We start from the raw sequence: 13,148 nt of genomic DNA on the forward strand, positions 1-13,148 counted from the left end.
CTTATAGAAATATAACAGAGTTTTTTTTAAATAAAAGAATAGGGGTCAACATCAACCCTAAGAAATGCTATAAATTCCTTACTTGTTAATATGTGACTCGGTATCAATTGAATAGGTTTGAATTCTTTAATACTACTGACACAAATTTGAATTCGATATTCGTTATTCAATTTTTCGAGTGGCGCAGGATACGGTCCTCCAAGGCGAACTTCAGTGGCTTTATATTGATTTTGTTGCCAAAAATTCATTAACGCCTCTCTTAAAGACACTCCCATGCTCATTGCTTTGTCTTTATTTTTGTGTCGCAACTCAAGCAGCACTTGCCTTGAAAATGGTGGATGAAATCCCATTTTTCTAAATTCGAGCTCGCGTTCAATAAAATCTCTCACATTATTTTGTAATGAAAGCGTCACAATAGGATGCTCAGTCAGCAGTGACTGCACAACAACCAGCCCATTTTCTGTGCCACGTCCCGCTCTCCCCATTGCTTGTGTTAGCAGTTGGAAGGTTCGTTCTGCTGCGCGAAAATCAGGTAAAAACAGCGAATCTTCAATGTGCAACACAACCACAAGTGTCACATTTGGAAAATCATGTCCTTTGGCTAACATTTGAGTTCCAACCAGACAATCAACGTCACCACATTTAAAAGTTTCAATAATTTGCGTCAACCGTGAGTGACTTGTTAACACGTCTCGATCAAGTCGTGCAGTCTTTAATCCAGGAATCGCGACTCGCAACTGCTCTTCAATATTTTGGGTTCCTACACCTTTATGAATAAAATGCGCAGAACCGCATGATGGACATGATTTCCGCATGGAAGTTCGAAAATCACAATAATGACATATCTCAACTTGTCCGTAATGATGAAGTGTTGTGGTTACAGAACAAGAAGGACATTGTAAAGGAGTACTGCAGCATGCACATAACGCAAAATTCACAAAACCACGTCGATTTAAAATGACAATGGATTGCTGCCCCTGTTCCCATTTTTGTTTAATAAGCTCTATGGTTTGTGGAGAAAATCCGTCATGATTTTCAAATGTAATTTGTGAAGAACGTAATGGATATGTACTTTTTTGTATTTTATTTGGCAAATTTAAATAATTTTTACTATCAATAAAAAGACTCTCTACAATTTTTTGCGAAAATTTATTCTCCAATTTGTAGTAACAATATTTTTTTTGAAAAACATTGAACATTGTCTCAACGGATGGAGTTGCCGAACCCAAAATACACAATGCGTTTTCTTTTTTTGCTCGTAAAACAGCCACATCTCTCGCGTGAAAACCAGGAAATTCTTGCGCCTTATAACTACAATCATGTTCTTCATCAACAATAATTAAACCAATATTTTCGAGCAAACAAAAAACAGAGGTTCTGACCCCCAATACAATTTTTGCGAAACCCAAATGAATTTTAAACCATTCTTTCTCGTACTCAGTAGAATTTAATCCAGAATGCAAGATTGCTAAACTATCTGCAAAAATAGAACGAAATTGAACACTCATTTGCGGCGTTAAGGCGATTTCAGGAACAAGAACAAGCACAGTTTTGTTTTGTGCCACAACATGTTGCGCTATTTTTAAATATATTTCTGTTTTACCAGATCCTGTTACCCCATGTAAAACACAGACACCAATTTGCTGTTGACAAAGCGCTTGAAAAACATTGTTTTGCTCTTGTGTCAGAATATTTTCTTTATTTTGCGCAATTGGATTATTTTTAACACGCTTTAAAGCGTTTAGTAATTTATATTTATTACTATCATTATCAAATAAAAGTATTTTAGCGAGTCTTTTAAATAAAACATTGTGTTTATCTGTATTCCAAATAAAACTAGGAGCCAAACAAGGCACCATTTTTTCAAAAGGTATTAAATAATATTCAGCAATCCATTGAAGGACTTCTAAAACTTTAGCTGGAATTTTGGTGGTATATGGGAAAAAACCATTAATTTCTACACAATTAAATGAAGGTTGTTCGCAAAATCCTAAAAATAATGCCACAAATTTTTTTTGCAGAATAGGCACAAAACACAATTGCCCAATTTCAATATTTAAATATTGTCTTGGAATGATATATGTTAAAGATAATCCTGTTTTTGCAGCAACTGCAAAAACTCCAAAAATCATATCTTCTTCTTGTAAACTCATGTTAGAACCTTTAATGAATGTCTAACTCGCGGAGACTCAAGCTTTTATGAACAGACCCCGTTATGCCTTTTTTGACTTTGACGGCACACTCATTTGCCAAGACTCTTTCCTGACACTTTTCAAGAAAAGTCTCAAGAACGAACCTTGGAGAATTGTCTTGATTGTTATTATTTCGCCAATATTATTGATTACTTTTTTATTAAAATTAGACAAATCGTTTGCAAAATCTGCAATATTATGGTCTTTGACAGTTGGCAAATCCAAAAGAGCAATTGTAAAAAATTTGCGTAATATTTTAGCAAAAGAAGGTCAGCAGTTTTGGTTTCAACAAGCTATTCCTACATTTGAGCGTCTAAAAAAAGAGGGGATTGAAATTGTTGTTGTTACCGCATCGGGATCCATTTGGGTGCGTGGCATGCTCAACGGAAAATTTCAACATTTTAAAATTATCATAGGTAGCAAACTTGGTTTTTTTGCTGGAGGCGTTATTTTAAAATCTAAAAATTGTTATAACCAAGAAAAAATAACTCGCATTCACAACAGTTTGGGTGAAAATTTTATTTGGGAAAGTGCGTGGAGCGATCATATTGCTGATCTGCCAATGCTAAAACAAGCAAAAGAACGATACATCATTTGCCCAAAAGAAAAACACAAACAAATTTTTGTAAAAGAGTTAGGAACAAACATGAATATTTTGACATGGACTTCGCAACAAAAATCTTGACGTTTACTTAATTCATTCATGGATTAAACTTAGTTTATAAGTTTCGTAAGTAAAAGGAAACAAACGTATGAGCGCTCACATCAATCAACAAACTATTGAAGGCCTAAAAATGCTTGAAGAAGATGGAGAGCCTAGCTTTTTAATTGATTTGATTGAAACACTATTAAAAACATCGCCTGCAAAACTTGTCAATATTGAAAATTTTTTATCTGCAAACGATCTCGTCGCTGCAGCCAAAGAATCACATTCACTCAAATCAAGTGTTAGAGCTTTGGGTGCCGATATATTAGGTGGTATCTGCCAAAGATTAGAAGATCTCAAATCAACAACAAATTTTGATGATGCTAAAAAAATATATATCGAATTAAAAGCTGAGTATGAAGTTATTGCTCAAGAACTCACTTCTATAAAAGATAAAATGAAATGATAAAAAAATTTAATTTTTTATCATTATTTTTATTAAACTCCTTCCCTTCTTTATATGCTTTTGCACAGCAAAATAATTCTTTTAAGTTTTTAAAGACAATAGAAATTGGAATTACCATTGATGACTTAGCCGCAGCTGGAATAGAATCAGCCTCAATTTCGCGAGAAGAAATTTCAAATAAAATTATTGAGGCATTGAGTTCTCACAAAGTGCCTCAAGCTTATGGCTTTGTAAATGGAATCTTGATTCAAGATACTAAATTAAAATTTAAAATTTTAAATGATTGGAAAAAATCGGGTCATTTACTTGGGAATCATACATATTCTCATAGCAATCTTGCTAAAGTTGATTCTGAATATTTTATTCAAGATATTGAAAAAAATGAAAGTACTTTAATTGATCACGCCTCAAATTTTGAAGAATTAAAAGTTTTTCGCTTTCCTTATTTAATGGAAGGTACAAATCAAGAAAAAAGGTATGCGATTAGAAGCTATTTTAGCGAAAGAAAATATAAAATTGCGCAAGTTTCTATTGATTCTGGTGATTGGATCTACAATGAAGCATTTATCCGTTGTAAGGACGCAAAAAACGAAGCCGCAGAAAAAGAAATAATTGAAAAATATATTCAAAATGTAGCAAGTGTTTTAAAATACCAAGAAAAATTATCAAAACTGATTTATGGTATAAATAGAAAAACACCTCATATTTTACTTTTGCATTACAATGCACTCAACGCCTTTGCACTTAAGGATTTACTCGAACAATTAAAAAAAATGAATGTAAAATTTATTTCTTCTCCTATTGCAATTAATGATCAAATATTTCAAATGGATCCGGCTGTTTATATGAACTCAGGAATTCCTTTTTACGAACAAGTACGACGCTCTTTAAAATTAAAGTATGATGAACCATTACCTGAAAATCACAGCAATTGGCTTAAAAATTTATGCAAATAAATTTACAAAGTAAGATTTAAAGACACACCCAATTCCTTTGAAATCCAACTCGTTCCACTTTGCGAAGAATCAATATGATTATAAAAAATTGAAGCATTGTGATCATTTCTATTACCTAATGTTAACTTAGTAGAAAAATTAAAACCATTTCCTTCAGCTTTTGAGTCATTGTCATAAATCCTATTATAATCAAAATTAACACTTATAGAAAAAAAATCTTCAATAATTGAAATCTCAGCTTCTGTACGCGCACCATAGCCTAAATATCCGCTTGGAGACCAATAATTTGATGTTGTAGAAGAATATGCTGTGTATTCAAGGCCAACTCCAAACCATATCCAGGGTGTTGTTGTTGAAAGACCATAAAGTAACGATAAATTTGAGACTGACTTTTGATTGCCATCGTTGATCAATAAATAATCCTGAGAAAATCTGCTCATCCAATCTTCATGATAACGAATTGTTATTAATCCAAATAATTTTGTTACAAGCAAAGCATCTGATATAGAACCTGGTTGCAATGAAAAAATATAACCGCTGTCTCTTGCAACACCAATAAATCCACTAAATATTTCTGATAATACAAAAGTTGTTTTACTTTCTCCAACAAATTCTATAAATTTTTTTTGATGAAAAGAATCATAATAATTATTTATCCCTAAAGAAATATTTTGATAAAAATTTGGCGAGGATTTGTGACCAATCGTGAATAATACTCTTTCACCAGAATAATTATCAATTGTATTAAATCCCTGAATGTAAAAAATAGAACCCCCATAGTCCCATGCTGTATCTTGTTCATTAAGATAACTGTATAAAATATCTCTGCGATGATTAGTAAATTCAAAGTTTGTTGTATGAAAAAATGAGGAATCTGAAATTAAAGTATAAGAATATTTAGCAGAGCTTAAAGATTGCTCTTTTGGATAAACCTTAAAGTTACAAATTAAAAATATAAAAATAAAAAAAATTACTAAAAAATTCAAAATTAAATTTCCTCTAATGTAAATGTACTTTCTTTATCTATTTTTTTAATTTTTAAAATTGTCATTTTATTCAAATCATCTTTTATTAATTCTAGATTACTATTTTGCAAAAAACGATAATCTTGCATGTTTGGTAGATCTAAGTATACATACAAATCTGTTACAATAAATTTATTTTTATTTATAATTGAAAAATTAAATTTATCTACATTTTCATCATAAATAAAATCAAAACTAATATTATTTTTTTCATTCCACCAATCTGAAACCATTATAAAATTTGCCTTCCATACTTTTTTATTTTCTAAAAATTTTAAAAAAAGATCTACTCCTTTTATCATATTTTTTTCGGATGCTTGCTTTGATGGAAAAATAAAAAAAACGCCTCCATTTAAAAATTCAACTTCACTTAAATAATTAAGAAGGCCTCTCAAAATTAATTCTGGACTATAAATTTTTGCAGAAGTAAACAAAGATTTTTCTTTGCTATTAAGTAGTGGAAAATAAAGAAAATTGTTTTCTGATATATATAAAGGAGATAATTGAAATAAATTTTGATCACCAATAAAATATGTAAGCTTATTTTGCATTGCAGAATTTAATGTAACAGGATCAAATTTAGACTGCGGTGGTTTAAATCCAAATACCCTGCTTTGCCAATATTCTTCTAGCAAAATTCTAGCATTTTGAATACTTTGAAATTGATTTGATAATGATGTTTTTTCTAAAATTCCATCATTTTCGCTCAAAGTAGCCATTTCAATTTTTTCACTATGTTCATTTTCAAACTCTAGTGACTTTTTTAAAATATTCTCAGAAGAAATAAATATAGTCGTTGGATAATCATATTTGTTAAAAACACTTTTGTATGAATTTGTTACATCTGAAACATCTTCAACTTCTATTGAATTGACAATAACTGTAGGCGCTCCATTTTTCCAAACAGACACTTCGGCCATTGGATAACGCATTAGCCATTGCAATGAACGAACCAAAAACAAATCTCGATAAAAGTTTTCGGCGACACTCAAATCACCTGCCACTTTATTTGGTTCGATATTAAGCCAAGACAATCTATTATGAGCATTCTTAAAAAAAATTCCGCGAACAATTTTATTGTGATTTTTACTATGTGTTTTAACCTGTGCAAGAGAATTGGACTCATAACAAGAAACAGCCCCTTGACGATTTATGGCGTAAAATTCCTGATTAATTGGATACCAATTTAACACCAAGCCCGGTGAGGCAGACATCCAAGGAATTGTATTGGCTGCAAATACAGTCGGGTATTTGATTTTATGTTCTAAATTACTAATAAACTCTATACCCAGCGATTCTTGAAATAATTCTTTTTGATAAGCAACTCCATTTTCATCAAAAACCCCTATTGGACCAGTAAGTAGAACATTAATATTACTATTTAAAATATTTTGAATTTCTTCTTTTAATTTATTGTCAATATGAGTTAATTGTGGAATTATCAGCAAATCATCTTTATCTATATTTGATAAATTTTTTATTAATTTAAATTTAATTTTATAATTATTAAAAAAATTAGACCATATTTTAATTGATTCTTTATGGTACTTTAACAATGAATTATTATTTTCGTAAATTATAATTTTTTTATTTTTTAAAGTATCTATATATTTTTTTAAATTATTAATTTTTTTTTCAGAAATGAATTCTGCAAATTTAGGATTTTCTAATTGAGTATTAAGTTTGTACTCTTTTAAAACACCTTTTTCTTGCAAAATATTATAGGTTTGAGTATCTATTTTCTTTTCACCTATTTTAAAATAATTAACTATATAAACACTAATTAAAGACAAAAATAAAATTGCACTAATTATTCCAAAAAAAGAGGTTAGTGTTTTTTTATCGCTTAATTTATTATTAAATTCATTTTCTTTTACACCTACGTTAACCTTAATATATGGAGCATATTTTTTAAAAAAAATACCTTCTAAATTTTGCTGATTGTTTTTTTCTTTTATTTTTAATAACTGTTTTACTCTATACAAAAAATACGTTACTAACGTAATAAATAACGTTGCTAAGCATAAAGATAAAACTATTATACTAAGTAAATTTTGTACTATCAAATATCAAGTCCTTTTCTTTCAAGTTTTGCCCAAGTCATTGGCAGCTGTAATATTTCATCTAAAATAGAAAAAAACTTAACGACTTCAATCGAAAAACCATAAGTCACTCTATTAATTGCAGCGTAAAAAAGTAATTTTATCGACTGCTTCTCATTTACAACACAAAATAAAGTTAACACTATATCTAATACAATAAGTTGCAAAAAAAAGTATCCCATGAAATCATGCGTTCCATAAACTAAAGTATGAGTAATAGCAAAAATTCCAAAAATAAAATTTGCTACAGGTATAAATAATGATTCTATAATTAAATAATTAATAATGCCAATTAATAGTTGAGAAAAATCAATTAGAATTTGAATAAGTAGTTAAACAGGCAGGCAGAAAATCGTCCGAAAACATGGACGATAAGGCCTTTAGTCGATCGAACTTTTGATGCGATTTGAATACCGCTGGATTCAATTAACCAGTTAAAAAGGATTTCAATGGACTGCCGAATAGAGCTAACAGATTTAGAATAAACTTTCTCATCACTAGAAAGAGTTTTTTTATTCCGAGAGAGTTTAATTGGTGTGTGTAATTTAGAGTTTATTTGATTCAAGTTTTTTTTAGTTGATTTGTCACAGTAAGCACGATCGGCAAAGATTTGCGAATGTTTGAAGTTTAAAAGATCATTCTTAACAGCAGTTAAGTCGTGAGTTGCGGCGGGTGTGATTTTAAAATCAATAGGTGCGGCAAGTTTTTTATTTTGAAACAAAGCAGCGAGATGAAGTTTTAACCCATAGTAAAATTTATCTTTTGAAGAGCAATAGCCAATAGCAGAAATATCGTTTGCAGTATTGCACTTGTGCGCCCGAAAACCAGTTGTGAGTATAATAGGTAAAGAGTCAATAAGAATAAAAGGTTTGGATTTTGTTTTAGGGATTTTAAATTTATTATTTTTTAAAATAAAGTTTGCAAGTTCAGGAAAGAGTTTACTTAAGCTATTAAGTCTTGACAAAAATCCTTCATAAGAAGGCAAGTGAGGAAACCAGTTTGGAATAAAATTTTTAGTGAAGTTAAAAATAGCTTTTATATTTTTTTGTTTCATTAAAACTCCAAAGATGTAAATAGTGGTGACTTCTTGGTCTGTGAACGAGGGATTTGAGTTTGGACTAATTTTTAAAAAAGAGGTTGGAGAGAGTTGAGAAAAGAAATCGCAGGTAGTAAGGTATACAGTGATGAGTTGGCTCTGCCAGTCCATTGGTAGCTCCTTTGTTAATTTTGTTTGTGCAAAAATTATTTAACAAATTGGAGCTATTTCTTCAAGCCTCACAATAACTTTCTCAACTATTAACTGGCATTAATAACAAGAAAATTAGAAAAGCTCTTCAATGGGTGAAATAACCAATAAATATTCTCTCGAATGGCTTGCACAACTCCTCGAGACCACCTATATCTTTGCGAAATTAAAGACTGAAAATCTTCTGGAGCTTCCGTAATGGCAACCATCTCAGAATCATACATTGTTTTGTAGCCATTCATGAGTAAGCGAACTGTCAACTCACAGTCTTCTGCATACGTGTTCGAACGATAACCACCAACTTCTTGAACTATTGATTTATTAAATAACCCAATTGGCCCAGGAATAACTGTGACTTTTTTTAAAAAAGACTGTGCCGTTTTATATAAATTCAAACCAGAAATATATTCGAGCCTTTGAAAAGAAGTAATAAAATTTTTTACATTTCCAATTTCAACACTTCCAGCAACTGCAGCAACTTGTGGATCTTGCTGAAAATACTTCATGCCAATTTGAATCGCATCCGAATTAATAATGCTATCTGCATCCATACAAAAAATATAATCCCCATGAGCTTCTGAAATAGCTCTATTGAGAGCAGCCGCTTTTCCAGCATTTTCTTGGTGAATAGCTCTAATGCTTCCTTTACTTTCTAAGAGAGCGATGACCTCTGCTGTTGCATCACTCGATCCATCATCAACCAATAATATTTCAATATTAGGATAACTGATCGCTAAAGTTGATTTTACAGCATGACTAATAACTTTTTCTTCATTGAAACAAGGAATTATTACACTAACAAGTGGATAATAATCCAATTTTTTTAAATTTTTTGAAAAATATCGATTTGCAAAACTAAGTAGTAAATGCATTGCTAATCTTCCAAAAAGAAATAGCATATAAAATCGCATTGCTTGAAAAAATATTTTTTCTATTCCAACTAATTCTTTAAATTCTGTCAATCTAAAAAACAAAAAAATTGCAAAAGTACAAATAAACAGCACAATAGATATTAATACAACTGTATCTAAATCTTTAATCTTAAATTTATTTTTTTTCATTCTAATTATTTCTTTAAACATTAAATTTAAAGTATAATATATAATATTTTAAAATACTTAACTCAAGTCATTCAAAAAAATGACGCAAATTATGAATTTTTTTGAATTTATGATAAATGATTAATATAGGACAAATAATATGAGTGAATCAAATACTGAAGAAAAAGAAAATCTTGAAAGAAAAAATATAACACCAGAAGAAAAAAAGAAAATTCTTTATATTGACGACGATGAAATATCACAAAAAATTATTACAAAAGCACTATCACGATACTTTAATGTAACAAGTGAACTTTCTGGCACAAATGCAATGCTTATTGCAGACCAAATTAATCCTCATTTAATTTTACTTGATCTCAATATGCCAAATGTTGATGGATTTGAAATTTTACACCATTTTCGTCAACATCCCACCCTCTCTTCAATTCCAATTATTTGCGTCAGTGGTGACAAAGATGAGCACACTCGACGTAGAGCAAATGAACTCGGCGCCACAAAATACATGCCAAAACCTATTGATATTACGCAAGTTTCTACTGATGTTAAAAATTTATTGAATATTCTCAATACAACTCTTAAAAGTCAAAATAATAAAATTAAAATTTTGATTGGATTTAATACATCAGAAAAAGACATTTTAATAAAAAAAGATATTTTAGAATTATTTAACAATGGAGAAAATATTTTAATACTTTCTATTCAAGAAGGAAAAGTATTTTTTAAAAACTTTAATATTAGTAATGATTCTTTTGAACTCGGAAGAATTATTTACTTACAAATAAAAGCATCTTTAATTGCAAGACTTCCATATCTTGAAGAACTCAGCTCAGTCATTTTTGATCTAAGAAGGATGTTAAACTTTGATATAGATAGCTATCATCTTATTTTTGATAGTCCTGAGGTTTTATTTAATATCCAAGAAATTAGTCAATCGAACTCTTCATTAATATTAATTAGCAATACTTTATCGCAACATTTTAAAACAATAAATTACTATACAAAATCTAATAAAAAAAACATTGAAAATATCAATACAATGGCAAAAATTTTAGTTGGAAACTTTTAGCAAAATGAAACTAATTAAAAAAATAAAAATTTATGTTATTTTAATCGTATTTTTAAACAGTATCAATTGTTATTCAATAAATTATAAAACGCCATTTAGTCCCTATCTACAAATTTCACTTTATGATGGCGATCAATTGATTAATATACTAAATTCTTTGAACTTAAGAAAAATTATTCTTGCTTTTATTCAAGATGGAAAAAAATGTCTTCCTTCATGGGATGGTAGCTTTTATAATTCTTTAACAGAGCAAAAATATATCAAAACTTTTAAATTATTAAAAGAAAACTCAATTGAATACCAAATTTCTTTAGGTGGTGCAGATGGCCATGATTTGTCGATTCAATGCGCCAATTCAGCAGAACTATTTCAGGCATATGAGAAAATTTATAATCTTTATTCTCCTTTAGGATTTGATTTTGATTTAGAAAGTCGTATTTTAAGTAAACCCAATTCAATAAATAAAATTATTCAAGCAATTAAAATTTTTCACACCAAATATCCAAATGTTTTAATAACATTAACTATTCCCACTATGCCGTATGGCATTGAAAATAGAACAAAAAAATTAATAAAGGATTTAGCAGCAAATAAAATTACATTTACTGTCAATTTATTAGCAATGAGTTACCATAAAAAATACAACCAAAACATGGCAAAATATGCTATACAAGCAGCAAATAATTTAAAATTTTTTTTAAATTCGGTATATCCTAAAAAAGATCGCAAAGAGATTTGGAAAATTATACATATAACTCCAATGATTGGAATAAATGATATTAAAAATGAAGTATTTACAATTGCAAATGTGTCAGAGCTTAAAAGTTTTGCTGATAAAGTAAATATTGGAGGTTTGCATATGTGGTCATTAGATCGTGATAAACCTTGCAATAACAAATCATCAATCCACTTTTGTTCCGGTATAAATACTCAAAAATATTTTGATTTTACAAAAACTTTTTTAAAATGAATTCTGTATTGACATTATAAAAACTAATTAATAGAATAAATTTTAAATAAACAAATATAATTGTTTATTTATTTAATTTTGCCTTTCTAAAGCTATAATAACATGAATTTTCACAATAAAACTTATCAAATAAGAATTTCTGATATTAACTATGGAAATCATTTGGGACACGACAAATTAATTTCTATTGTTCATGATGCGCGTTGTTCTTTTTTTGATAGCATTGGTACAAGTGAACTCCACATCAATGAAGATCAAATGGGCTTGGTTGTTCATGAAGTGAATTTTAAATACAAATCACAAATTCATTTCTTAGATAAAATTGAAGTTTTGTCTTATTTTACTGAAATAAGTGATTATACTGTAAAAATGAACTCTGAAATTAAAAATATTAAACAAAATAAGATGTCTGCTGTTGGGTACATCAAATTAGTTTGCTTTAATTTCAAAAATAATAAAATTTCTAAATTTCCAAAAGAATTTGTCGAAAAATTACAAGAATTTTCCCATTAAACTATGTCTAAGAATGTTGTTTAATCCATTGCAACATTTCAGACAAAGCCTGTTCTGCCGAAGATTTTTGATATGATGGACGATAATCAGCAAAAAAACCATGTTCCGCATAAGGATAGATAATAATTTTTGATTTACTCTTTCCTTTTGCTAAGGCTTTTTCCATTTGCGCAACTTGATCCAAAGAAATATTTTTATCTTTACCAGCATACAAGCCAAGTACAGGAACTTTTAACTGCTGTGCAATATCAATTGGTGATTGAGATTTTTGTTCCGGCGGATTAACAAGGCTTCCATACCAAGCAATAGCACATTTTATTTTAGGATTATGCGCCGCATACATCCATGTCGCTTTACCACCCCAACAAAATCCAGTCACAACTAAACGAGGCATATTTGCTTTTTTTGTGGCATTTAAATATTTGACCGTTGCATCAAGGTCTGCATTCACGTCTGCAACAGTAACTTTTGAAACAACATCTGAGATTATAGTTGGAATATCCTTAATATTTGCCACCTCTCCATGTCTTGCATACAAATAAGGTGCAATAGCGTAATAGCCAAGTTTTGCAAACCGTCTACACACATCGCGAATATGCTCATGCACACCAAAAATTTCGTGGCAAATAATGAGTGGTGTTAAGTTACTTTTTTGTTTAGGCATCGCTTGATAAGCAGGTAACTCAATATTGCCAGACTTAATTTTTATTTCTGAAGCTTCTATGCCTTCTAAATCTGTCTCAATAACAGAAAACGCAACCTGCGATACAGCCAACGCAAATCCGATTGGCAGCGCTGTTTTCAGGACAAAATCCCTCCGATTTACATTACGCAACTTCCCTTTGGAGTCTGTGAGCATAACAAAACCCTCAAACAAATTATTTAATTTATAAATATCAGTACTT

Annotated in this window: 13 protein-coding genes; 6 read left to right on the top strand and 7 right to left on the bottom strand. The window is 29.7% G+C overall.

Translation table 11 applies throughout. The features are described from left to right. Window positions 1-26 precede the first annotated feature (26 nt). Window positions 27-2,153, bottom strand: a complete 2,127-nt coding sequence (gene priA, locus Spiro2_RS06755) for a replication restart helicase PriA (RefSeq protein ID WP_338634911.1) — start codon at window positions 2,151-2,153, stop codon at window positions 27-29. A 46-nt stretch (window positions 2,154-2,199) separates the two neighbouring features. Here priA and Spiro2_RS06760 point away from each other — a divergent pair, with 46 nt between their 5' ends. The 3 genes from Spiro2_RS06760 (at window position 2,200) to Spiro2_RS06770 (ending at window position 4,260) form a co-directional block, all read left to right on the top strand. After that, window positions 2,200-2,877: an HAD-IB family phosphatase gene (locus Spiro2_RS06760; RefSeq protein ID WP_338634912.1), complete on the top strand. Its 678-nt coding sequence runs from the start codon at window positions 2,200-2,202 to the stop codon at window positions 2,875-2,877. Window positions 2,878-2,944: 67 nt separating this feature from the next. After that, a complete protein-coding gene (locus Spiro2_RS06765) occupies window positions 2,945-3,304 on the top strand; it encodes an Hpt domain-containing protein (RefSeq protein ID WP_338634914.1) in 360 nt (119 codons plus the stop codon). Further along, window positions 3,301-4,260, top strand: coding sequence for a polysaccharide deacetylase family protein (locus tag Spiro2_RS06770; protein ID WP_338634915.1), 960 nt, complete (start codon window positions 3,301-3,303; stop codon window positions 4,258-4,260). The genes Spiro2_RS06765 and Spiro2_RS06770 overlap by 4 nt, the downstream gene beginning before the upstream one ends. A gap of 2 nt (window positions 4,261-4,262) precedes the next feature. On the opposite strand, the gene Spiro2_RS06775 is transcribed toward Spiro2_RS06770, so the two are convergent. The 5 genes from Spiro2_RS06775 to Spiro2_RS06795 form a co-directional block, all read right to left on the bottom strand. Beyond that, window positions 4,263-5,246 carry a hypothetical protein gene (locus Spiro2_RS06775; RefSeq protein WP_338634916.1) on the bottom strand — a complete coding sequence of 328 codons (984 nt, stop codon included), beginning with the start codon at window positions 5,244-5,246 and terminating at the stop codon, window positions 4,263-4,265. A 2-nt stretch (window positions 5,247-5,248) separates the two neighbouring features. Beyond that, window positions 5,249-7,351 carry a hypothetical protein gene (locus Spiro2_RS06780; RefSeq protein ID WP_338634918.1) on the bottom strand — a complete coding sequence of 701 codons (2,103 nt, stop codon included), beginning with the start codon at window positions 7,349-7,351 and terminating at the stop codon, window positions 5,249-5,251. Next, a complete protein-coding gene (locus Spiro2_RS06785) occupies window positions 7,348-7,569 on the bottom strand; it encodes a hypothetical protein (RefSeq protein ID WP_338634919.1) in 222 nt (73 codons plus the stop codon). The genes Spiro2_RS06780 and Spiro2_RS06785 overlap by 4 nt, the downstream gene beginning before the upstream one ends. Window positions 7,570-7,700: 131 nt before the next feature. Beyond that, on the bottom strand, window positions 7,701-8,594 hold the full coding sequence (locus tag Spiro2_RS06790) for an IS982 family transposase (protein ID WP_338634920.1): 894 nt from the start codon (window positions 8,592-8,594) through the stop codon (window positions 7,701-7,703). Window positions 8,595-8,683: 89 nt separating this feature from the next. Then, window positions 8,684-9,694, bottom strand: coding sequence for a glycosyltransferase family 2 protein (locus Spiro2_RS06795; protein WP_338634922.1), 1,011 nt, complete (start codon window positions 9,692-9,694; stop codon window positions 8,684-8,686). A gap of 139 nt (window positions 9,695-9,833) precedes the next feature. Between Spiro2_RS06795 and Spiro2_RS06800 the strand changes: the two genes are divergently transcribed. The 3 genes from Spiro2_RS06800 (at window position 9,834) to Spiro2_RS06810 (ending at window position 12,243) form a co-directional block, all read left to right on the top strand. Continuing rightward, a complete protein-coding gene (locus tag Spiro2_RS06800; RefSeq protein ID WP_338634923.1) occupies window positions 9,834-10,760 on the top strand; it encodes a response regulator in 927 nt (308 codons plus the stop codon). A gap of 4 nt (window positions 10,761-10,764) precedes the next feature. Next, window positions 10,765-11,730, top strand: a complete 966-nt coding sequence (locus Spiro2_RS06805; protein WP_338634924.1) for a hypothetical protein — start codon at window positions 10,765-10,767, stop codon at window positions 11,728-11,730. A gap of 102 nt (window positions 11,731-11,832) precedes the next feature. Next, window positions 11,833-12,243, top strand: coding sequence for an acyl-CoA thioesterase (locus Spiro2_RS06810; RefSeq protein WP_338634925.1), 411 nt, complete (start codon window positions 11,833-11,835; stop codon window positions 12,241-12,243). A gap of 7 nt (window positions 12,244-12,250) precedes the next feature. Here the strand turns inward: Spiro2_RS06810 and Spiro2_RS06815 are convergent, their stop codons facing one another. Beyond that, complete coding sequence (locus Spiro2_RS06815) at window positions 12,251-13,102, bottom strand: dienelactone hydrolase family protein (RefSeq protein ID WP_338634926.1); 852 nt, start codon at window positions 13,100-13,102, stop codon at window positions 12,251-12,253. Between the last annotated feature and the right edge of the window lie 46 nt (window positions 13,103-13,148).

This window comes from Spirobacillus cienkowskii (assembly GCF_037081835.1).
In the GTDB taxonomy this organism is placed as follows: Bacteria; Bdellovibrionota_B; Oligoflexia; order Silvanigrellales; family Silvanigrellaceae; genus Silvanigrella; species Silvanigrella cienkowskii.

Coding starts and splice junctions, on each gene's coding strand:
- priA (WP_338634911.1), bottom strand. CDS start 2,153: ATGAGTTTACAAGAAGAAGATATGATTTTTGGAGTTTTTGCAGTTGCT.
- Spiro2_RS06760 (WP_338634912.1), top strand. CDS start 2,200: ATGAACAGACCCCGTTATGCCTTTTTTGACTTTGACGGCACACTCATT.
- Spiro2_RS06765 (WP_338634914.1), top strand. CDS start 2,945: ATGAGCGCTCACATCAATCAACAAACTATTGAAGGCCTAAAAATGCTT.
- Spiro2_RS06770 (WP_338634915.1), top strand. CDS start 3,301: ATGATAAAAAAATTTAATTTTTTATCATTATTTTTATTAAACTCCTTC.
- Spiro2_RS06785 (WP_338634919.1), bottom strand. CDS start 7,569: ATGGGATACTTTTTTTTGCAACTTATTGTATTAGATATAGTGTTAACT.
- Spiro2_RS06790 (WP_338634920.1), bottom strand. CDS start 8,594: ATGGACTGGCAGAGCCAACTCATCACTGTATACCTTACTACCTGCGAT.
- Spiro2_RS06795 (WP_338634922.1), bottom strand. CDS start 9,694: ATGAAAAAAAATAAATTTAAGATTAAAGATTTAGATACAGTTGTATTA.
- Spiro2_RS06800 (WP_338634923.1), top strand. CDS start 9,834: ATGAGTGAATCAAATACTGAAGAAAAAGAAAATCTTGAAAGAAAAAAT.
- Spiro2_RS06805 (WP_338634924.1), top strand. CDS start 10,765: ATGAAACTAATTAAAAAAATAAAAATTTATGTTATTTTAATCGTATTT.
- Spiro2_RS06810 (WP_338634925.1), top strand. CDS start 11,833: ATGAATTTTCACAATAAAACTTATCAAATAAGAATTTCTGATATTAAC.
- Spiro2_RS06815 (WP_338634926.1), bottom strand. CDS start 13,102: ATGCTCACAGACTCCAAAGGGAAGTTGCGTAATGTAAATCGGAGGGAT.